The 20,684-nt window shown below is 69.5% G+C and carries 15 protein-coding genes; 8 read left to right on the plus strand and 7 right to left on the minus strand.

All coding sequences use genetic code 11. The features are described 5' to 3' along the window. The first annotated feature begins 87 nt into the window (after nt 1–87). From ACGFWE_RS01495 to ACGFWE_RS01505, 3 genes are all read left to right on the plus strand, one after another. A complete protein-coding gene (locus ACGFWE_RS01495) occupies nt 88–1,434 on the plus strand; it encodes a sugar ABC transporter substrate-binding protein (RefSeq protein WP_352385277.1) in 1,347 nt (448 codons plus the stop codon). Between the two features lie 64 nt (nt 1,435–1,498). Continuing rightward, nucleotides 1,499–2,404, plus strand: coding sequence for a sugar ABC transporter permease (locus ACGFWE_RS01500; RefSeq protein ID WP_352385275.1), 906 nt, complete (start codon nt 1,499–1,501; stop codon nt 2,402–2,404). Continuing rightward, a complete protein-coding gene (locus ACGFWE_RS01505; RefSeq protein ID WP_352385273.1) occupies nt 2,401–3,330 on the plus strand; it encodes a carbohydrate ABC transporter permease in 930 nt (309 codons plus the stop codon). The genes ACGFWE_RS01500 and ACGFWE_RS01505 overlap by 4 nt, the downstream gene beginning before the upstream one ends. A gap of 60 nt (nt 3,331–3,390) precedes the next feature. Here the strand turns inward: ACGFWE_RS01505 and ACGFWE_RS01510 are convergent, their stop codons facing one another. After that, on the minus strand, nt 3,391–5,439 hold the full coding sequence (locus tag ACGFWE_RS01510; RefSeq protein WP_393597058.1) for a glycoside hydrolase family 2 protein: 2,049 nt from the start codon (nt 5,437–5,439) through the stop codon (nt 3,391–3,393). Between the two features lie 159 nt (nt 5,440–5,598). On the opposite strand from ACGFWE_RS01510, the gene ACGFWE_RS01515 reads away from it, so the two are divergent. The 4 genes from ACGFWE_RS01515 (at nt 5,599) to ACGFWE_RS01530 (ending at nt 10,721) form a co-directional block, all read left to right on the plus strand. Further along, on the plus strand, nt 5,599–6,891 hold the full coding sequence (locus ACGFWE_RS01515) for a cellulase-like family protein (protein WP_393597060.1): 1,293 nt from the start codon (nt 5,599–5,601) through the stop codon (nt 6,889–6,891). A gap of 206 nt (nt 6,892–7,097) precedes the next feature. Continuing rightward, a complete protein-coding gene (locus ACGFWE_RS01520) occupies nt 7,098–8,120 on the plus strand; it encodes a LacI family DNA-binding transcriptional regulator (RefSeq protein WP_393597062.1) in 1,023 nt (340 codons plus the stop codon). Nucleotides 8,121–8,284: 164 nt separating this feature from the next. After that, nucleotides 8,285–9,412 carry a cellulose binding domain-containing protein gene (locus ACGFWE_RS01525; protein ID WP_393597064.1) on the plus strand — a complete coding sequence of 376 codons (1,128 nt, stop codon included), beginning with the start codon at nt 8,285–8,287 and terminating at the stop codon, nt 9,410–9,412. A gap of 139 nt (nt 9,413–9,551) precedes the next feature. Further along, nucleotides 9,552–10,721: a serine hydrolase domain-containing protein gene (locus ACGFWE_RS01530; protein WP_393597066.1), complete on the plus strand. Its 1,170-nt coding sequence runs from the start codon at nt 9,552–9,554 to the stop codon at nt 10,719–10,721. A 65-nt stretch (nt 10,722–10,786) separates the two neighbouring features. On the opposite strand, the gene ACGFWE_RS01535 is transcribed toward ACGFWE_RS01530, so the two are convergent. From ACGFWE_RS01535 to lpdA, 4 genes are all read right to left on the minus strand, one after another. Continuing rightward, the gene (locus tag ACGFWE_RS01535; protein ID WP_393597068.1) at nt 10,787–11,983 is read right to left on the minus strand and encodes an NAD(P)/FAD-dependent oxidoreductase; all 1,197 of its coding nucleotides are present in this window, start codon (nt 11,981–11,983) and stop codon (nt 10,787–10,789) included. Nucleotides 11,984–12,097: 114 nt separating this feature from the next. Beyond that, nucleotides 12,098–13,045, minus strand: coding sequence for an RNA polymerase sigma-70 factor (locus ACGFWE_RS01540; RefSeq protein WP_352385261.1), 948 nt, complete (start codon nt 13,043–13,045; stop codon nt 12,098–12,100). A gap of 65 nt (nt 13,046–13,110) precedes the next feature. After that, nucleotides 13,111–14,289, minus strand: a complete 1,179-nt coding sequence (locus ACGFWE_RS01545; protein WP_352385259.1) for a cytochrome P450 — start codon at nt 14,287–14,289, stop codon at nt 13,111–13,113. 172 nt (nt 14,290–14,461) lie between these two features. Further along, complete coding sequence (gene lpdA, locus ACGFWE_RS01550; RefSeq protein WP_393597070.1) at nt 14,462–15,874, minus strand: dihydrolipoyl dehydrogenase; 1,413 nt, start codon at nt 15,872–15,874, stop codon at nt 14,462–14,464. Nucleotides 15,875–16,645: 771 nt separating this feature from the next. Between lpdA and ACGFWE_RS01555 the strand changes: the two genes are divergently transcribed. After that, nucleotides 16,646–17,074 (plus strand): VOC family protein, encoded by a 429-nt coding sequence (locus tag ACGFWE_RS01555; RefSeq protein WP_352385255.1) that lies wholly within the window; start codon nt 16,646–16,648, stop codon nt 17,072–17,074. Nucleotides 17,075–17,228: 154 nt separating this feature from the next. On the opposite strand, the gene ACGFWE_RS01560 is transcribed toward ACGFWE_RS01555, so the two are convergent. Continuing rightward, complete coding sequence (locus ACGFWE_RS01560) at nt 17,229–18,119, minus strand: aminoglycoside phosphotransferase family protein (RefSeq protein WP_393598890.1); 891 nt, start codon at nt 18,117–18,119, stop codon at nt 17,229–17,231. A gap of 180 nt (nt 18,120–18,299) precedes the next feature. Continuing rightward, complete coding sequence (locus ACGFWE_RS01565) at nt 18,300–20,567, minus strand: M4 family metallopeptidase (RefSeq protein WP_393597072.1); 2,268 nt, start codon at nt 20,565–20,567, stop codon at nt 18,300–18,302. Nucleotides 20,568–20,684 lie beyond the last annotated feature (117 nt).

Consider the following 20,684-nt stretch of genomic DNA (forward strand, 5'->3'; position numbering starts at 1 on the left):
TATCTTGACGGGGCGGTGACACCACTCCGAAACTGACCGGCATGCATCAGGCACCTTCAGTACGAAGCTAGGAAGGACCTCCTCCCCATGAGCCGCACCACACCCCGCCGCCGGAGCCGGGGCGCACTCGCAGTGACCCTTGCCGCCGCCTCCCTGCTGATCTCCGCCTGCGGGGGTTCGACGGGTTCGAAGGACCCCGCGGTCCAGAAGCCCGTCAAGCCCGGCGAGAAGGTCGACCTGCGCTTCTGGTCGTGGGTTCCCGGTGTCGACAAGGCCGTCGACAAGTGGAACGCCACGCACCCGGACATCCACGTCAAACTGGAGAAGATCCCGTCGGGCAGCAGCGGCGGCTACGCCAAGATGCGCGCCGCCCTCAAGAGCGGCAACGCGCCCGACCTGGCGCAGGTGGAATACCAGGAGATCCCCTCGTTCCTGCTGGAGAACGGCCTGGTGAACCTGTCCCGGTACGGCGCCGACAAGGACCGGTCGAAGTTCGTGGACTGGCAGTGGCAGCAGGGAGTCTTCGACTCGTCCGTCTACGCGATCCCCCAGGCGTCCGGTCCGATGGGCCTGTTCTACCGGTCCGACCTGTTCAAGAAGTGGGGCATCGCGCCGCCCGCCACCTGGGACGAGTTCGCCCAGGCCGCGCAGAAGATCCACGATGCCGACCCGAAGGCGTACATCAGCACCTTCCCCGCCGGCAACTCCGCCTGGTTCACCGCACTCGCCTGGCAGGCCGGCGCCAAGTGGTTCGGCGTGAACGGCGACACCTGGACGGTGAACATCAACTCGCCGGAGACCCTCAAGGTCGCCGCCTTCTGGGACGACCTGCGCAGCAAGAAGGTGATCAAGACCGAACCCGACTTCGCCAACGGCTGGTACAAGGACCTGCAGAGCGGGGGCATCACCTCGTGGGTCAGCGCCCAGTGGGGCGACGCCATCATCAGCGGAAACGCTCCCAAGACCACCGGCAAATGGGCGGTCGCACCCATGCCGCAGTGGACGAAGGGTGCGAACGTGTCCGCGAACTGGGGCGGTTCCTCCACGGCTGTCCTCAAGGGCGCGGGGCACATCCCCGAGGCCCTGGAGTTCGCCGAATGGCTCAACACCGACCCCGCGAGCGTCGACCTGCTGCTGCAGGGCGGATACGGCTGGCCCGCGGCGGACGACGCGTACAAGGGCTCCTCCCTTGACAAGCCGTCCTCGTTCTTCGGAGGCCAGAAGTACAACGAGGTCTTCGCGGAGGCGGACAAGAGCATCGACAACTCGTGGAAGTGGATACCGACGATCGACGCCACCTACCAGCACCTCAACGACGGCTTCCAGGCCGCCCTGGCCGGCAAGGGCACGTTCGTCTCCGCGGTCCAGCAGGCGCAGAAGCAGACCGTCGAGGACCTGAAGAGGAAGGGATTGAAGGTTTCCACCGGCCAGTGACCGCCTCCGGAGGGCGCGACACGGCCGCCGCCGTTCTCCCCTCCGGACTCCAGAAAGAACCCTGATGCCCACCCGAGCGCCCCGTCGCCGCAGAAATCTGACGCCCGTCGTCTTCGTCGCGCCGTTCCTCCTGCTGTTCCTACTGACCTTCGCCGTCCCCATCGGCTACGCCGTCCACCAGAGCGTCATGGATGTCGAGCACACCGGAGCCCTGGGGCTCGGCGGCAGCCATACCGTCTTCGTGGGGCTCGGCAACTACGCCGACGCGTTGTCCGATCACGCCTTTGTGCGCAGCATCGGTCGCGTCCTGCTGTTCGCGGCCGTCCAGGTACCGGTGATGGTCGCGTTGTCCGCCGGGCTCGCACTGCTGCTGGACAGCGCCTCGGCCAGAGGCGTGCGGTTCTTCCGCGCCGCCTTCTTCCTGCCCTACGGCGTTCCGGGGGTCATCGCGTCCATCCTGTGGGGCTTCCTGTACGTGCCGGGAGTCAGCCCTCTCGTGGACGGCATGCGCCATCTGGGGCTGTCGGTCGACCTGTTGGGCGGAGACACGGTTCTGTGGTCCATCGCGAACATCGTCACGTGGGAGTTCGCCGGCTACAACGTCCTGGTTCTCGTCGCCCAGTTGCGCACCATCCCCGCGGAGCTGTACGAGGCCGCCCGCATCGACGGCGCCAGCGCGTGGCACACGGTCCGCCACGTCAAACTGCCGCTGCTGCGCCCGGCGCTGATCCTCACCACGGTCTTCACCATCATCGGCACGCTGCAACTGTTCGCCGAACCGCTGGTGCTCAAGCCCGTCTCCTCGAGTATCGACAGCGCCTACACCCCCAACCTCAGCGCCTACAACGAGGCGTTCACCAACGACAACTACCACCTCGCCGCCGCCGAGGCAGTGCTGCTCGCCCTCGCCGCGTTCGCGCTCTCCTTCGGTTTCCTGCGGCTGATCAACAAGAGAGGTGGGGACGCGTGAGTCTCCAGACACCGGCCCGCACGGTCCCGCCGCGGGGCGGGACGCCGGCCTCCGACGACGGCACGAGGCCGCGCAGCGGCATCACCGGGGTCACCGCGCGCAGTCGCATCCTGGTCACCGGCCTGCTGGTGGCTGCCGCCGGGTACTTCCTGCTCCCGGTGTACTGGCTGGTCGTGGCGTCCACCAAGTCCACCGGCGACCTGTTCGGCAGCTTCGGGCTGTGGTTCTCCCATCCCCGGTTCCTGAGCAATCTGCGCCAGGTGGTCACCTACGACCATGCGATCTACCTGCGCTGGGCCGCCAACAGCCTGCTGTACGCGGGCGTCGGCGCAGCCGTGGCGACGCTGCTGGCCGCGATGTCCGGCTACGCGCTGGCCAAGTTCTCCTTCGCCGGCCGCGACACGATCTTCAACATCGTGCTGGGTGGCGTCCTGATCCCCGCCACGGCGCTGGCGCTGCCCATGTACCTGCTGTTCAGCAAGGCAGGCCTGGCCAACACCTACTGGGCCGTGCTGCTGCCGAGCTTCGTCAGTCCCTTCGGCGTGTACCTGTGCCGGATCTACGCCGCGGCATCCATACCGGACGAGCTGCTGGAGGCGGCCCGCATCGACGGCGCGGGAGAGATCCGCATCTTCACGGTCGTCGTTCTGCGCATCATGACCCCCGCACTGGTGACGATCTTCCTCTTCCAGTTCGTGGGCATCTGGAACAACTACTTCCTGCCGCTGGTCATGCTGTCCGACTCCAAGCTCTACCCGATCACCCTGGGTCTGACGTCGTGGCAGTCCTTCGCCGACCGCCAGCCCCAGCTCTACCAGCTGACCGTCGGAGGTGCCTTCGTCTCCGTCGTCCCGCTGATGATCGCCATGGTCGCCCTGCAGCGCTTCTGGCGCAGCGGTCTGACCGAGGGCAGCGTGAAGGGCTGAGAGCTCGATGGCAGGAAGGGGAGGGGCGGACCGCCCCTCCCCTCTTCAGTCGTTCGACGCTCACTCGCCGCCCGGCACGGCCGCCTTCCGGAAGGCGTCGTATACCAGCTTGGGCCGCTCCTCCGCGAAGGTCAGCAGGCCCATCACGGAGATCCCGTTGTAGTCCTGGTTGTACCCGGCCCGCTCCTTGTAGTCCTTGAGCACCCAGTAGGTGAACCCGGCCACGAACGCGCTGCGCGCGGTCACCTGTTCCCAGTGGGCGGTGAAGCTCGCCGCCTGCCACTCCTCCGTGCCCTGTGTGGTGGCGGCGCCGTGGGTGCCGGCCACGGCCCAGGTGCCGTTCTCGGTGATCAGGATCGGCTTGTCGGGATACTTCGCGTGGACCGCGTCCAGGGTGGGGCCGAGGTCGGCATCCTTGCCGTAGAAGTAGCCGAAGTACTCGTTGAACCCGATCACGTCGGCGAGGTCGAAGGCGGGGTCGTTGCTGGTGTTGGAGGCCCAGGTCACGGGGCGGGCCGTGAGGTCGACCGCGTTCACGGCCGCCTTGAGGTCGGCGAGCCAGGCACGGTAGACGGGGGCGCCGTCCCCGTCGATCTCCGACTCGTTCTGCAGCCCCCAGAGGATCACCGAGGGGTGGTTGTGCTGGTTCCACGCCATGGTCAGGGCCAGGGCACGGGCGAGGCCGTAGCGCTCGGTCTGCAGCTGCTCCTGGGCGGTGTTGAGCCACATGGTGTCGATGTCGTCCATCACCAGCACGCCGTGCTCGTCCGCCCAGTCGTAGACGTACGGGTGGCGGTTGTAGACGCAGTTGCGGATGAAGTTGGCGCCCACCGCCGTCACATGGCCCAGCTCCCGGTCGTACTCGGCCGGTGTCATCGCCCTGCCGTGTGCGGCCGTCTCCTCGTGCCAGTTGAGGCCCTTGAGGAACAGTGGTTTGCCGTTCAGCCGCAACTGGGCGCCGGCGATGGTCAGTTCGCGCATGCCGTACACGGTGGACAGCGTGTCCCCGCGGGCGCCCGAGGCCCGGCCGGCGGTCAGGGTGGCCCGGGCGGTGAGCGTGTGCGGTGAGGCCGGGCTCCATCGCGGGGCGTCGGGGACCCGGAGCGAGACGCGTACGACGCCCGCGGACCGGGCGGCGATCCGGGCCGCGACCCCGGTGGGCCGGGCGCCGGTTCCGTGGCCGGGATCCAGGGTGAGCCGGCCGTCGAAGTCGCGGGCACCGTGGTTCTCGACGACCGCGTGGGCCTCGAGACGCCCGTTCGCTGCTGTCACCAGCAGTTTGGCGATGGTGACCTGCGGAACCGCCTCGATCCAGGCCGACCGGGTCAGCCCCGCGTAGGGCCAGTGGTCGACGGGCTTGTAGGGCAGCTCGTGGTCGTCGGTGACCGGCTGCGCGGTGGCGGCCGTGTAGTCGGTGTAGCTCGCCCGGCGGAAGACCCGCACGGCGATCGTCTGACGGTGGCCCGGCCGCAGTGCCCCGGACACGGGAAGCGCGAAGGGGGAGTTGGCGCCCTCGTGCTTGCCGAGATGCGTTCCGTCGAGCCAGACCTCGGCGCTGTAGCCGGCGGCCAGGAAGGCGATGCGGACATGCCGGGCACGCCAGGAGGCGGGGACGTCGACGGTGGTGCGGTACCAGGCGTAACCGTCCGCAAAGGCCGTGCCCTTGCCGAACGGCGCGGTCTGCGAGCCGAATCCGGGGGTGTCGAGCAGGTCCCAGGCCGCCGGGACGTCGATGAGTCCCCACGCCCGGTCGTCGTGGTGCGGCAACTGCCAGCCCTCGTCGAGTCCTTGATCGGCCGCGTCGAAGCGGAAGCGCCACTTCCTGTCCAGGGACAGGTACTCCCGGGTGGGCTCATGGGTGCGCCGGCCGTCGAAGGAGGGGAGCACCGCGCCGTACTGGAAGACGACGTTGGTGCCGCCGATCTCACGCACGTGGGTACCGGAGGGCTCGGTGGCCGGGTGGGTGTCCAGCACCGGGCCGTTCGCGGCGGCCGCGGCCGTGCCGTCCGCCGCGAGCGCCGTCTCCGGCCAAGCGGGCAGAGCGACGAAGGCGGCCGCGCCCAGCGCCGTGACGACGGTGCGCCGGGACGGAGGGGTGGATTCGGTCATGACAGGCGGCTCCTTGATGCGCGTACGGGTTCGTCCGCCCCACAGCCTGGACAACCCCGTCACCCTCGTCAAGGATTATTCATAATTAATGAATTGAGCTAGCGTGGTGCCGTCGAGCCGCCGACGGCGTCCTACCGCACACGAACGACGGGTGACCTCATGACCGCCACACAGCAGCAAGCCAGCACGAGCGAGCCCACGGGCCGGCTCGCCATCACCCTGTGGGACTTCAGCTGGTACACACAGGCAGGACCCGGCGAGCCGTTCGCCGACCTCGACCGCGCCTTCGCCGAGACGGTGGACCGCGGCTTCAACACCGTGCGCATCTGCGCCATGCCCTTCCTGCTGTTCTCCGGACGCGTCCCCTCCCCGGAGTCCATCCAGGTCCGCGGCCTGGGCGAGCAGTTCGGGCAGCGCACCCGCTGGTACGACGTGCGCGGCGGCTACCCGCTGGACGGTCTGCAGAGGCTCGTCGAGCTCTTCGAAGCGGCCGCCCGCCACGACTGCAAGGTGATCGTCTCCTCGTGGGAGTACCAGCAGTCCCCCAGCTTCGCCGACACCGACGCCTGGCACCGCGCCCTGGCCGAGGTCCCCGGCCCCGACCGCGCGGAGGCGGTGGCCGAAGCCCTCGCCGGACTGCTGGACTTCCTCACCGAGCGCGGACTGGCCGGCCCCGTCGCCTACGTCGAAGTGCACAACGAGGTCGACAACTGCGACCTGGTGCCGGCGGACGGCACCCCCGGCCACTACGCCCGGCTGCGCGGCCCCCTCGAACGCGCCGTGAAGCTCCTTCAGGCACGCCACCCGGACATCCCCGTCACCTACTCCCTGGGCGAGCCCTGGCCCGGCGAACTCGACGACCTGCCGGAGCAGGCGCAGATCGCGCACTTCCACTTCTACGTCTACGGCGTGCTCGGCGCGCTGTACGAGGCGGTCGGACTCGGCCACGGCACCGAGGCGGCGCCCGAGACGGCCACCTGGCCGACCCCCGAACTGGCCGCCATGCTGCGCCCCGACGCGCCCGCCTTCGACGACTACCGGCCGGACGAGCCCTGGCGGCTGGCCGCCACCGGCATCCCGCGCGAACTGTTCTACGCACACGACTGGGTCGACCCGGACCGCTGGGACCTGTGGCTCTACGAGAACTATCCGGCACACCGGCAGTCCATGCGGGAGACCCTGGCCGGGTGGGTCGACTCCGTCGCCGAGTTCGCCCGCGGCCGCGGCATCCCCGCCGTCCTCGGTGAGGGCGTCGTGGGCTACACCCCGCTGCTGACGCGCTTCGAGGAGGACGCCGTCGGCAAGGACATCGCCGAGTTCGTCGTCGACCGCTGCCTCACGGCAGGCTTCCAGGGCGTCGTCCTGACCTCGAACGCGGCCCCGCACCACCCCATGTGGCACACCGACCGGGACTGGATGCGGAAGGTCAACACCCATATCACCACTGCCTGAACGCGGCCCCGCGTCGGCACGGATCGCGGAGGGCGGTCCCTGCCGACGCGGCGCTTCTTGTGGGGCCGGAACCATGCCCCCACCCTGTTCGGGAGCGCTCCCAACAACGGGCGGCACAGCGGCCGTTCACAGCCGCTCCCCCTGGTGAAGTCGTGTGCGCGATCCCCTCCCGCCGGTAAGATCGGTGATCTCTTGGGGGAGGTCGCATGGGCAGACGACGCCCGGGGGCACCGACGCTGGAGGAGGTGGCCGCCCACGCGCGGGTGGGACGAGGCACGGTCTCCCGCGTCATCAACAACGCTGCGGGCGTGAAGGAGTCGACACGTCGTGCCGTGCAGCAGGCCATCGACGAACTCGGTTACGTACCCAACCTCGCGGCCCGATCCCTGGCCGGACGGCGGGCCGACGCCGTCGCCCTGGTCATGACGGAGCCGGACTGGCGGCAGTTCGCGGAACCCTTCTTCTCCGAGATCGTCACCTCGCTCGGAGACGCCCTGACCGACACCGGAATGCAGCTGATGCTGACCCTGGTGCGCTCGGACGCCGAACGGCAACGCTTCCTCGAGTACGCGCGCGGCGGCCGGGTCGACGGCGTCCTGCTGATGTCCGTACACGCCGGCGATCCACTGCCGGACATGCTCGCCGAAGCGCGGTTGCCGACCGTGCTGCTGGGGCGCCGCTCCGGTGACGAGTACGTCAGTTACGTCGACATGGACAACGTCGGCGGTGCGCGCAGCGCCGTCTCCCACCTTGTACAACGGGGCCGCAGGGTCATCGCCACCATCACCGGTCCGCTCGACCTGCACGCCGCCCAGTGCCGACTGCGCGGCTACGAAGAGGCGCTGGCGCTGGCGGGCCTGAAGGCCGAGCGGACCCGCGTCGCCGAAAGCGACTTCACGGCGGAGAGCGGGCGTCGCGCCATGGCCGAGCTCCTCGAACGGCATCCGGACATCGACGGTGTCCTCGCCGCGTCGGACACCACGGCCGCGGGGGCCCTGGAGGCCCTGCGCGCGGCGGGGCGCCGGGTGCCCGAGGACGTCGCCGTGGTCGGCTTCGACGACTTTCCGCTCGCTCAGCGGACCGAACCGCGGCTGACCACCGTGCGTCAGCCGATCGAGGAGGTCGGGCAGGCCATGATCCGACTGCTCCTGGAGGAGATGGAGGAGGGCGCAGTGGCCTGGCGTCACGTCATCCTCCGTACGGAACTGGTGGTCCGCGAGTCGACCTGACGCAGGCCGTCACGATCGATTCAAGGTGTTCCTGCTTCGGGTCTTGTCATGCCCCTGCCCATTCTCTACAGTCCTGCCGAAACCAGGATTGGGAGCGCTCCCATTCATTAGGGCACGGGAACGTCTCCCCGTCACCCCCTCCCCCACGCCTGAAGAGGATCCGCATGCGTCCTTCACCGCACCATGCCCGCCGCGCGCGTGGCCTGCTCGGCGCGCTGCTCACCTCGCTCGTCTCGCTCGCCGCGCTGCTGACCACCGCCCCCCTCGCGCAGGCCGACACCACGCTCTGCGAGGCCTTCGGTTCGACGACCATCCAGGGCCGGTACGTGGTCCAGAACAACCGCTGGGGCACCAGCGCGACCCAGTGCATCACGGCGACCGACTCGGGGTTCAGGATCACCCAGGCCGACGGATCCGTCCCGACGAACGGCGCCCCGAAGTCCTACCCGTCCATCTTCAACGGCTGCCACTACACCAACTGCTCTCCCGGAACCCAGCTTCCCGCCCAGCTCAGCACCATCTCCACCGCGCCGTCGAGCATCTCCTTCAACTACGTCAACAACGCGGTGTACGACGCCGCGTACGACATCTGGCTCGACCCCACGCCCCGCACCGACGGCGTGAACCGGACCGAGATCATGATCTGGTTCAACAGGGTCGGATCCGTGCAGCCCATCGGCTCCCCGGTCGGCAACACCAACGTGGGCGGGCGCACCTGGCAGGTGTGGTCCGGCAGCAACGGCACGAACGACGTCCTGTCCTTCGTCGCGCCGTCGGCGATCAGCAGCTGGAACTTCGACGTCATGGACTTCGCCCGCCAGGCCGTCTCCCGCGGAATCGCGCAGAACAACTGGTACCTGACGAGCGTTCAGGCCGGCTTCGAACCCTGGCAGAACGGCGCCGGCCTCGCCGTGACCTCGTTCTCCTCCACCGTCAACAAGGGCTCCTCCAGTGACCCCGGCACCCCGGGCGGCGCCACGGCCTGCAAGGTGGCGTACGGGGCGAACGCCTGGCAGGGCGGCTTCACCGCCGACGTCACCATCACCAACACCGGCACCTCCCCCGTCAGCGGCTGGAAGCTCGCGTTCACCCTGCCCTCCGGGCAGCAGATCACCAACGCCTGGAACGCGAACCTCTCCGGGTCGTCCGGAGCGGTCACAGCGAGCAATGTGAGCCACAACAGCGAGCTGGCGCCCGGCGGCCAGGCGACCTTCGGGTTCCAGGGCACCTCCAGCGGGACCTTCGCCAAGCCCTCCGCCTTCAGCCTGAACGGCACCGCCTGCACCACGTGATCCAGCCTCCCCCTCCGAGGCTCGCCCGATCCGCCCACGGCGCCCGGCGAGCCTCGGAGGGCGGGTCAGGGTGTGATCCGGGATCACTCCGGGAGGACCCCGATGTCGGGGGTCCGTGCCCGCGGGCAGGATGACGCGTATGACCCCAACCCGCATCTCCCGCAGGTCCTTTGTGAACGTCGCCGTGTCGGGGACGGCCGCGCTGGCCGCCACCGCGGTACTGCCCGTGCAGCGGGCGAGCGCCGCCTTACCCGTGCCGCTCCCGCCCCTGGACTCCGCCGCTCTGCAGGCGGCGATCGACGACCTGGAGCACCCGCCGTCGACCGCGGCCCGGCTGCGCGTCGGCGGCACTGGCGGCCACTGGCGAGGCACCTCCGGAGTGGCCGACATCCGAACGCGGCGTCCGGTGTCGGCGGACGACAGGGTCCGGATCGGCAGCATCACCAAGGTCTTCGTCGCCACGGTGGTGCTGCAACTGGTGGCGGAGCGACGGGTCGCCCTGGACGCGCCGGTACGGCACGTCCTGCCGGGGCTGCTGCCGGCCCGGTTCGCGGCTGTCACCCTGACGCACCTGCTGAACCACACCAGCGGACTGCCCGACCACGTCGGCATCCCGGACCCGCACACCGCGGAGGAGGTGTTCCGCCACCGCTTCGACCACTGGACACCGCGGGAGTGGGTGGCGACGGCGACCCACGGACCGCTGAAGTTCGCCCCCGGCACCCGGCAGGAGTACCGCGGCATCAACTACGTACTCGCCGCGCTGATCATCGAAAGGCTCACCGGCCGCTCGTACGGGGAGGCCGTCGCGGCCCGCATCCTGCGTCCACTGGGCCTGGCGCGTACGGTCGTACCGGGCGACGACCCGCGCATCCACGGTCGGCACGTGCACGGCTACCTGACGATGGCCGACGGCAGCCTGCGGGACATCACCACGTACGACCAGTCTTCCAGCCGGGGCGAGGGCGACATGATCTCCACCACGCGCGATCTGGACCGCATGCTCTCCGCGCTGTTCTCCGGCGAGTTGCTCCCGCCGGAGCTGCTTCGGCTGATGTTCACCCTGCCGCCCGACGAGGTGCGGATGCTGGACGGCTCCCCAGCCCGCTACAGCACCGGCCTGCAGCAGGCCACCGTCAACGGCGTCACCCTCTGGGGCAAGACCGGGGAGACATACGGCTACAAGAACGCCGCCTTCTCCACTCGCGACCAGCAGCGCCGCTTCGTCCTCGCGTACCACCCGACGACCGCCCGCGACGGCGGTGAGAGCCGGATGATCGCTCGGGTCGCCGACCTGCTCACCACCTGACGACGACCGGCCGCGGAGGACACCGTGGCGGTCCGGGCCCTCCGTGCCGCGCGGCGCCACGTGGATCACGCCGCCACGCGTGCGGTCGCCTCGGAACCCGTGCGCTCGGCCACCGCTCGCCGCCGTCGCACCGGAATGCCCAGCGTCGGATTGGCGACACCCCAGGCCGCGCCCTTGCAGACCAACTCCTTGTAGCGAGCAGCGAAGCGGCCGGTCAGGGCGCGGTCCACGGCGCGGTCGTCGGCGGTGACGAACTGGATCAGGCCGTCCTTGCGCCCCAGCGAGATGCACTGGTTGAAGTAGCGCAGCGGGGTGTTCGGCAGCTTGCCGTCGGTCAGGCGGGCGGCGATGGAGTCGGCGGCCTGCCAGGCCATGGGGGTGCCCGAGGCGCAGGACATGCGCAGGGGCTGGTCGCCGGCGCCCAGCGCATGGCCGGCGTCGCCGATCGCGTACACGTCCGGGTGCGAGACCGAGCGCATCGTCGCGTCGACCACGATGCGGCCGCTGTCCGCGAGTTCCAGGCCGGTGTCAGCGGCCAGCGGGTGGACGGCGAAGCCCGTGGTCCAGACGGTGACGGCAGCCGGGAAGGTCCGGCCGTCCGCGGTCGTGACACGGTCCGCCCCGACGGCGGTCACCGCGGCGTTCTCGTACACCGTGATGCCGAGCCCGTCGATGACCTTGCGCAGGTGCGCGCGGCCCTTCGGGGAGAGCCAGTCGCCCAGTTCGGCGCGCGTGGCCAGGGTGACATCGAGGTCCGGGCGGGCCTCGGCCAGCTCCGTCACCAACTCCAGACCGGTCAGGCCACCGCCCACGACGAGGACCGTCTCGCCCTCGGCGAGCCCGGCCAGGCGCTCACGCAGCCGCAGCGCGCCGGGGCGGCTCGCGATCTGGTGGGCGTGCTCGGCGACACCCGGGACGCCGTGGTCGTTCCCGCCGCTGCCGAGGGCGTAGACGAGGGTGTCGTACGCCAGTTCCGCGGTGCCCTCCGTGCTCTGCACCGCGACCGTCTTGCGGTCCACGTCGATCGACGTGACCTGCGCGAGCTTCACGTCGACGCCCGTGCCCGCGAACATCTCGCGCAGCGGACGCGGTGCGAGGTCCTGCCCCACGGCCAGCTGGTGCATCCGGACCCGCTCGACGAAATCGGGCTCGGCGTTGACGAGGGTGATGGCGACGTCCTCACGACGCAACCGCTTGGCGAGTCGGCCTGCCGCGATCGCCCCGGAGTAGCCGGCGCCGAGAACGATGATCCGGTGCTGCATCTTCCTGCTCCTGTCTGCGCGGGTCCGGTGCCTTCTGGCCCGGTCACGCCCCTTGAACCGGACAGCCCGCCGATACCTGACAGAAGAATGGAGTGACCTGCGTCACATGAGGGATCAGAGAGCTTCGGCCACGACCGGAGGACCGAAATCGCCCGCCGCCCAGCGCTGTGCAGCCCGCTCCAGCTTGTCCGGGTTGACCTGGCTGCGGACCGCGACGATCCCCTCCTGCGTCCGCTCCAGGCACATGATGCCGACGACCCGCCCGTCGACCACCACGACGACCGCGGGCTCGCCGTTGGCCGTGGCGGCGTAGAGGTCGGGCGAGCCGCCGATCAGATCCCGCTTGGCCTGGGCCGGCTTGAACAGCCCGCGCAGGAACTTCGCCACCGTGCGTGCGCCCTCGAAGGCACTGGCCCGGGCCGGCACCTTCCCGCCGCCGTCGCCCACCGCGATGGCGTCAGAGGTGAGCAGCTTGATCAGCGGCTGGGTCTCCCCGCTGGTCGCCGCGGCGAGGAACTCCTCGACGATCCGGCGCGCGGCCGCCTCGTCGATCTCGACGCGTGCCCTGCCCTGCGCCACATGCTTCTTCGCACGATGGAAGATCTGCTGGCTGGCCGCCTCGCTGAGGTCCAGGATCTCGGCGATCTCCCGGTGGGAGTACGCGAACGCCTCGCGCAGCACGTACACCGCGCGCTCGTTCGGCGAGAGGCGCTCCAGAAGAACCATCACGGCGTACGACACCGACTCGCGCTGCTCGGCCGTCTCCGCGGGGCCCAGCATCGGGTCCCCGTCGAGCAATGGTTCGGGCAGCCACTGGCCGACATAGGTCTCGCGGCGCGCACGGGCCGACGTGAGCTGGTTGAGGCAGAGGTTGGTGAGCACCTTGGTCAGCCATGCCTCGGGCACCTCGATGCGCCCGGCATCCGCGGCCTGCCAGCGCAGATAGGTCTCCTGCACGGCGTCCTCGGCCTCGCTCGAGGAGCCGAGCATGCGATAGGCGATGGCCTCGAGACGCGGCCTGGCCGCCTCGAACCGGTCCACGTCGTTGAAGGTCAGGGCCATGCGGAGATCTTATCCGGCGGCCCCCGCGGTTACACGGCAGTTGCCGGTCCATGAAGCCCTGCAGGTCACACCAGGACAGGAAGCGATGCGAGGCCGCGAACGAGACGAGTGTGCCGCCACCGCAGTTGATCAGGCGGTACGGCAAGTCGGATGCGGGGAAACCGGGTCAGTACCGCTCGCAGGGCGATCTCCGCCTCGGCCTTCGCCAGGGGCGCGCCGACACAGCGGTGGATGCCGTGGCCGAAGCCGAGATGCGCGGAGGCGTCCCGGTCCAGGTCGAGGAGGTCCGGCGAAGGGAACCGTTCCGGGTCGCGGTTGGCCGCGCCGAGAGCGACCCATACGGGGGCACCGGGCGGGATGTCGGTACCGCCGAGTGTGACGGCCTCGGTGGTGAACCGGAAGGTGGCCGTACTGACCGGGGAATCGAACCGGAGCAGCTCGTCCAGCACGGCCGGCACGCCGTCCGGATTCTGCTGGAGGCGGTGCAACTCGGCCGGGCGCCGCAGCAACGCCAGTGCGGCGTTGCCGAGGAAGTTGGTCGTGGTCTCGTGTCCGGCCACAAGCAACAGCACGGCCAGAGAGACGAGTTCCTCCTCGCTCAGCTGCTCGGCTCCGTCACGAGCCGCGATGAGCCGGTCGAGAAGAGAGTCACCGGGGTGCAGGCGCTTGGCCGCGATCAGGCCCGTCATGTAGTCGGCCATGGAATGCGAGGCCGCGTCGATGACGTCGGGCCTGCCTGCCGCGAACAGCTCTCCGGACCAGCGCCGCACGTCGGGCCGGTCTGCCTCGGGGACGCCGAGCAGCTCACAGATCACGACGACGGGCAGCGGCACCGCCACGCCGGTCACGAAGTCGACCTGCTCTCCGACGGTCCACTGGTCCAGCAGCTCTTCGGTGAAGCGGGCGATGAACGGACGCAGCTGTGCGACGGCTTTCGCGGTGAACGCCTTGGTCACCAGCTTGCGCAGCCGGGTGTGCCGGGGTGGGTCGCTGGCCAGCATGGTGTGCGCCACCGCGGAGTGCAGACGGCGCCGTGACGCCTTGTCCGCGAAGAAGGCGGCCGTGTCCTTCGAGAGCCGGGGGTCGCCGAGGGCTTGCCTGGCCTCCGCGTATCCGGTGACCAGGTAGCCGGCGCGGCCGCCCGACTCGGCGGGAAGGGACTGCACCGGGCACCTGGACCGCATGGCCGCGTAGACGGGGTACGGGTCCTGGAGGAAGCGGGGGTCCTGAGTCGGGTCGGTCATGCTTCCAGCCTCCAACCGGCTCGGGCTCACCGCCGTCGGCGACACGCCCAACACAGGCCGGATACACCTCAGTTACCGGTAGGAGCCCCGCCTGGCGGACCATCCGCCCCGTGGCCCCATCTGTCGGAGGAGAGCGCACTCTCCTGCGTGGCCCGCAAAGGGCGCAGCGGCCCTACATGTTGATCATGTGGCCGGCGAGGCCGTGGACGGCTTCCTTGACCGCCTCGCCCAGCGTCGGGTGGGCGTGGACGTTGCGGGCGACCTCGTGGACGGTCAGGTCCCACTGCTGGGCCAGGGTCAGTTCGGGCAGGAGTTCGGTGACATCCGGGCCGATGAGGTGGCCGCCGAGGAGTTCGCCGTACTTGCCGTCGCTGATCAGCTTCACGAAGCCGCCCGCGTCGCCCAGGCCCTGTGCCTTGCCGTTCGCGGTGAACGGGAACTTGGCGACCTGGACGTCGAAGCCCTTCTCCCGGGCCTGCGCCTCGGTGTAACCGAAGCTGGCGACCTGCGGCTGGCAGAATGTGGCGCGCGGGATCATGACGTAGTCGAGTTCCATGGTCTCGGCGTCCGCGAGCGTCTCGGCGGCGACCACGCCCATCGACTCGGCGGCGTGCGCCAGCATCAGCTTCGCGGTGACGTCGCCGATGGCGTAGATGTGCGGGACGGAGGTGCGGCAGCGGCCGTCGACGTCGATCGCGCCGCGCTCGGTGACGGTCACGCCGGTCTTCTCCAGGCCGTAGCCGGTGACGTTCGGGGCGAAGCCGATCGCCTGCAGGACCTTGTCGGCCTCCAGCACCTTCTGAGCGCCGTCCTTGCCGGTGACCGTGACGCGGACCTGCGGGCCGGACTCGTCGATCGACTCGACCCGGGTCGAGGTGAGCACGTCGATGCCCAGCCTCCGGTACTGCTTGGCCAGTTCGGCCGAGACCTCGGCGTCCTCCAGCGGGGCGACCCGGTCCAGGAACTCGACGATCGTCACCTTCACGCCGTAGTTGTGCAGCACGTAGGCGAACTCGATGCCGATCGCGCCGGCGCCCGCGATGACGATGGACTGCGGCAGGTCCTCGGCCAGGATCTGCTCCTCGAACGTCACCACGCGCGAGGTGCGGCGGGTGCCGGGCAGCAGTTTGGGGGTGGCGCCGGTGGCGATGATGCAGTGGTCGAAGCCGATGGTACGGGTGTTGCCGTCGTAGTCGGCCACCTGGAGGGTGTGCGGGTCGAGGAACGTGCCGCGGCCGTTGATCTCCGTGATCTTGTTCTTCTTCATCAGGTAGTGGACGCCCTTGACCCGGCCGTCGGCGACCTTCCGGCTGCGGCGGAAGGCTTCGCCGTAGTCGAAGGAGACCTCCCCGTCCACCTTGATGCCGAAGGTCTTCGCCTCGCGGGTGAAGATGTGCGCGAGTTCGGCGTTGCGCAGCAGGGCCTTGGTGGGGATACAGCCCACGTTCAGACAGACACCGCCCCAGTACTTCTCCTCGACCACCGCGACGCGCTTGCCCAGTTGGGCGGCCCGGATGGCGGCGACGTACCCGCCGGGGCCCGCACCGAGTACGACGACGTCGAAGTGCTCGTCCTGCTCGTCCATGGACGGCTTCCTTCCGATCGGACAACCTGTTCAACCATTCGACCGAGCCGGCGGAGGACGAGGGAGGCGACCATGTGGTCGACCACCTCGGCGACAGCGGCCCCGGCATCCACTTCAGCATCCCGCTGCCGTGATCTATGCCCGCGAAATCGTCACTGGCCCGGCAACGTCTCACCGACTCCACGAATGGCCCTCTCGCCGCGAGGTGACCGGCCCTGCCGAGCGGAAGGCGCTGCTCTCCCGGTCACTTGATCGCCTTCAGAGTCTCGGAGCGGACCCGGAGCGTGGTCCTGGCGGCCGACTTCAGGTCGAGGTCGGCGTTCACGACACCGAAGGTCATCTCGGCCACCAGGGCCGAGGTGTTGCCGTCCGCCCAGACGCAGACCGGGTAGGTGAATCGTCAGGCCGGGCCGCTTCCGCACGAGCACTCACAGCTGATCCTCACGGCCGACCCTGCCGGGGTGACGTCCCTCGGTGGTACGGATACCTTCGCGCCGTCGGCTTCACCGTCGCGCTTCAACGCCTCGGCACGGGCTCCGGCTTGGTGCTTGAACCGACCGTAGAAGCCCGTGATCACCAGCGCGCCCTCGGCCGGGTCGCCGCCCAGGCTGTAACTCCCCCACGACACCATGAGTGACCTTGGCGAGTTCGTAACGGCCGTCGAGCAGCGTCCTGGGCAGAACCAGCGCGAAGTGGGCCTCGGGAAAGCCGCTTTCGGCCTTCACTTCGATCACCGCCATGAGCGTCGGTGGGGGCCAATATGGTGGACCGATGACGTCGATCAAGAAGTTCCAGGTCACCTTCGACTGCGCACAACCCGAGCGTCTCGCTCGATTCTGGTGCGAGGTGCTGGGGTACGTCGTACCGCCGCCACCGGAGGGGTTTGCCACTTGGGACGATTTCAAGGGCTCGCAGCCGCCTGAGCAGCGCGATTCCTGGTTCGCCTGCGTTGATCCCTCAGGCGTGGGCCCGCGGCTGTACTTCCAGCGCGTCCCTGAGGGGAAGGCCGCCAAGAACCGGGTGCACCTCGATGTGCGAGTCGGCACCGGACTCGTGGGGGAAGAGCGCCTCGCCGCGCTTGAAGCCGAATGCGAACGGTTGGTCCCGCTCGGCGCGGTACACGTGCGAACGCTGTACGACGGCAAGGACTCCTGCATCCCGATGCTGGACATCGAGGGCAACGAGTTCTGTATCGACTGAGGGCCGCGAAGGCTGACGCCTGACGAGTGACGAGAGGTTTGCGACCCGCTGGTTGGTGAGGTCTGTGGGCGTGTTCTGTCATGTCCGACGCCACGGAACTCGTTGGACATGAGGTAGGCGTGGGCGGCAGCTCGGTGTCCATCGCTCGCGTACATCACTCCACCGACTCCAGGATGCGGTCGAGCGTCCGGCGCCCCATGGCACTCATCGTCGGATTGCTTTCGAGGTAGTACCAGACAACGCCCATCGCCTGTTCGAACGCCCACGCCTTGCCGCGCTCCCACTCCAAGTCGTCACAGGCCAGTGCCCGCCGGAGCAGTTCCCGCGGGCCCGGCTGCAAGAGGTGCCAGGCGCTGACGAGATCCAGCGCGGGATCGGCCGGGCCGAAACCGCCGGTGTCGAGTACGCCGCTGAGTCGGTCTCCCGCGACCAGTACATTGCCGGGAATCAAGTCACCATGGCTCATCACGTCGGCGCCGGTGCGTGGCAACTCCCGGAAACGGCTCCACAATCGGCGCAGCCGGGGCACGTCGAGCAGCCCCTCACTCTCCTCGAAGCACTTCGCCATCCAATCGTCGTGGTGGGCGAGAACGCCGCCACGGTTTTCGCCACTGAAGAGCCGACCCCCCGTCTCAGCGCCTCGCAGGGCTGCGATGAAGGCCGCGAGGTCCTCGGCAAAGGCGTCCGACCCGCTCGGGTCGGTATTAGTGGCGACCGTTCCCGGCAGCCATGTCTGGACCGACCACGGCATGGGGTAACCCGCTCCAGGACTTCCCAGGGCGACGGGTTCCGGGACCGGGAACGGAGACACCTTCGTCAGCTCCGCGCTCGCCCGGGCTTCCTGTTCCAGAACCGCCCGCGTCTCGACGGCGTCGGCCGCGCGCAGTGGGAAGCGCGCAGAGAGGTCGTCCCCGATACGGAAGATGGCGTTGACCGTCCCGGTCGACGGTACGAGTCGGATCGCCTTGCCGCTCCACCGAGGGAACTGTTCCTGGATCAAGGCCGCGACGATCTCGGGCGTCACGTCCACTTGGTCATCGTGCATGGTCACTCCCGCAGGCCCTCCCACCAGCCCCATGCGAAACGCCCGAAGCAGCCGGATCGACTGGGACGACAGCCAGTATTCATACGCCACGGTCCGGATGGAACCGGGTTTTGCGGAACCCCGCTGCCCGGCCCCGAGGGGCCCGGGCAGCGGGGTTCCGGTGGTGCCGGTGGTACCGCGTCAGGGGGTGAGCTGCCAGCGGGCGATGTATCCGACGTCGATGGACGCCCGGTCCTGTACGCGCAACTTCCAGGTGCCGTTGAGCGGTTGTGCTGAGGCGTCGACCGTGAAGGTCTGGTCGACGTTGTCGGCGGAGCCTCCGCTGCGGTTGAGCAGGGAGTAGACGGTGCCGTCCGGGCCGACGAGGTCGACGGTCAGGTCTCCGCGGTAGGTGTGGACGATGTTGACATAGACCTTGGTGGTCGTGGAGGCGTTGCCGTCGCGGCCCGTGATGGTCACAGGGGACTCCACGGCGGCCCCGTTGTCGGGGATGTCCACACGGGAGGCGTTGGCGTAGACGTAAGCGATCTGCCAGCTGAAGGTGACCGAGGCGGTCGCTCCCGTGCTGTCGGTCACCTTGATCGTGACGTCGCCGGTGCCGAGTGTGGTCGGGGTACCGCTGATCAGACCGCTCGGGCTGATGGTCAGCCCGTCCGGCAGGCCGGTGGCCTCATAGGTCAGCGAGGCGCCGGTGTTGGTGGTGTAGGCGTCCAGTTGCAGGCTGACGACCTGGTTGACGCCGCTGATCTGGTCCGCCACCGGCGCGAGGTTCACGCCGAGGGCGATGCGGTTGCCGACGTTGATCGCGGCCCAGGCGTCGGCGACGGCGAGGTAGGTCGGGCTGTAGGCGCCGAACAGGTCGGCGGCGGCCGCCAGGGTGGCGGTGCGGGCGCCGGCGTAGTTCGTCGTCGAGGTCATGTACGTCGTCAGCGCCCGGTACCAGATGGCGGCCGCGTTCTCGATGCCGATGCCGCTGACGGCCTGACCGTCGTAGGTCGGGCTGTCGTACGAGACGCCGTTGACGGTCTTGGCGCCGCTGCCCTCGGAGAGCAGGTAGAAGAAGTGGTTCGCCGGCCCGGAGGAGTAGTGGACGTCGACGCCGCCCAGGGTGGAGCTCCAACTGTCGCGGGAGGAGCCGTCCTTGGAGGGCTTGTCCATGTAACGCAGGGGCGTGCCGTCGCCGTTGATGTCGATCTTCTCGCCGACGAGGTAGTCACCGGGGTCGGCTGCGAGGTTCGCGTGGAACTCGACGGCCGCCGCGAAGATGTCGGAGGTCGCCTCGTTCAGGCCACCGGACTCCCCCGAGTACACCAGACCCGCGGTGGCGGCGGTGACACCGTGGCTCATCTCGTGGGCGGCCACGTCGAGTGCCGTCAACGGGTGGGTGTTGCCCGAGCCGTCGCCGTACGTCATGCAGAAGCAGGAGTCCTGCCAGAAGGCGTTGACGTAATTGCTCCCGTAGTGGGCGCGGCTGTAGGCGGCGACCCCGTCGTTGCGGATGCCGTTGCGGCCGTAGGCCTCCTTGTAGAAGTCCCAGGTGGCCGCGGCGCCGAACGCCACGTCCACCCCTGCGGTCTGGCGGTCGGTCGGCAGACCGTTGCCCCAGACATCGTTGTCGTCCGTGAACAGGGTGCCGGTGCCCGAGGTGCCCTGGCCCAGGTCGTACGTCTTGTGCCCGGCGCGGTCGGGGTCCGCGAGCTGGTACGTCGACCCGGACAGGGTGGTGCCGAGGGAGACCGTGCCCACGTACTGGCCGGTGCCGGTGCCGGCGTGCACCTTCTCGGCGGCCAGGAGTTCCTTGCCGGTGGCGGCGTCGGTGACGACCTGGAGCTCACTGGGCGTGCCGTCCTTCTGGACGCCTTCGACGACGGTCTCCCAGGCCAGCACGGGCTTGCCGGTTCCGGCCCAGACGACGGCACGGGAGGCGTCGGCCACCTTGGCGCCCCTGACCTGATCGTGCTTCGAGGCGGCGAGGGCCTTGGCGGCGGCGCCTGCGGCCGTGACCTTCGGGCTGAGCGAGGGCAGCGACAGCTGCGCCGCATTGGCCCTGGTGACGGTCGTACGGCCGCTGTTGTCGTGCACGACCAAGTCGCCGCCCAGGACGGGCAGTCCGGCGTACGTGCGCTCGTAGCGGGTGTGCGTGGTGCCGTCGGCGTCCCTGATGACGTCCTTGACGACGAGCCTCTCCTTGACGCCGAGGCCGATGCGCTGCGCGGTTCCGGCCGCCTCGGACCGGGCGCTCCTGATCAGGGCGGTTCGGCGGGCGGGGGACAGCGGGGGCTGGGCGGCGCTGGCCCGAGGCGTGGCGGTGATCTTCGCGTTTGCCGGATGCGCCGGAGCCGCGGTGGCGGAGTCCGGGGCGGTGAGGGCGAGCAGGGAGCCGACGGCCGCCAGAGCGAGGCCGGTGAGGCGTCTGGGGCGCACGAGGGCGTTCTGTCGCAGGGGCAAGGAGGTTCTCCTTCGGTACGACGGCCGACCCGTGGTGGGGGCCGTGGACGAGACGGATCGGCGGGGTACGCCGGTCCGGGGCGCTGCACGGCATGCGGGTGGAAGGAGGTGGGGGGT

The sequence above is a fragment of the Streptomyces sp. NPDC048523 genome (assembly GCF_043199815.1).
In the GTDB taxonomy this organism is placed as follows: Bacteria; Actinomycetota; Actinomycetes; order Streptomycetales; family Streptomycetaceae; genus Streptomyces.

Excerpts from the sequence above, each read along its gene's own strand:
- ACGFWE_RS01515 (WP_393597060.1), top strand. The coding sequence starts at position 5,599 with ATGACCGCCACACAGCAGCAAGCCAGCACGAGCGAGCCCACGGGCCGG.
- ACGFWE_RS01495 (WP_352385277.1), top strand. The coding sequence starts at position 88 with ATGAGCCGCACCACACCCCGCCGCCGGAGCCGGGGCGCACTCGCAGTG.
- ACGFWE_RS01530 (WP_393597066.1), top strand. The coding sequence starts at position 9,552 with ATGACCCCAACCCGCATCTCCCGCAGGTCCTTTGTGAACGTCGCCGTG.
- ACGFWE_RS01510 (WP_393597058.1), bottom strand. The coding sequence starts at position 5,439 with ATGACCGAATCCACCCCTCCGTCCCGGCGCACCGTCGTCACGGCGCTG.
- ACGFWE_RS01520 (WP_393597062.1), top strand. The coding sequence starts at position 7,098 with ATGGGCAGACGACGCCCGGGGGCACCGACGCTGGAGGAGGTGGCCGCC.
- lpdA (WP_393597070.1), bottom strand. The coding sequence starts at position 15,874 with ATGGACGAGCAGGACGAGCACTTCGACGTCGTCGTACTCGGTGCGGGC.
- ACGFWE_RS01540 (WP_352385261.1), bottom strand. The coding sequence starts at position 13,045 with ATGGCCCTGACCTTCAACGACGTGGACCGGTTCGAGGCGGCCAGGCCG.
- ACGFWE_RS01535 (WP_393597068.1), bottom strand. The coding sequence starts at position 11,983 with ATGCAGCACCGGATCATCGTTCTCGGCGCCGGCTACTCCGGGGCGATC.
- ACGFWE_RS01500 (WP_352385275.1), top strand. The coding sequence starts at position 1,499 with ATGCCCACCCGAGCGCCCCGTCGCCGCAGAAATCTGACGCCCGTCGTC.
- ACGFWE_RS01555 (WP_352385255.1), top strand. The coding sequence starts at position 16,646 with ATGACGTCGATCAAGAAGTTCCAGGTCACCTTCGACTGCGCACAACCC.
- ACGFWE_RS01545 (WP_352385259.1), bottom strand. The coding sequence starts at position 14,289 with ATGACCGACCCGACTCAGGACCCCCGCTTCCTCCAGGACCCGTACCCC.
- ACGFWE_RS01560 (WP_393598890.1), bottom strand. The coding sequence starts at position 18,119 with ATGCACGATGACCAAGTGGACGTGACGCCCGAGATCGTCGCGGCCTTG.
- ACGFWE_RS01525 (WP_393597064.1), top strand. The coding sequence starts at position 8,285 with ATGCGTCCTTCACCGCACCATGCCCGCCGCGCGCGTGGCCTGCTCGGC.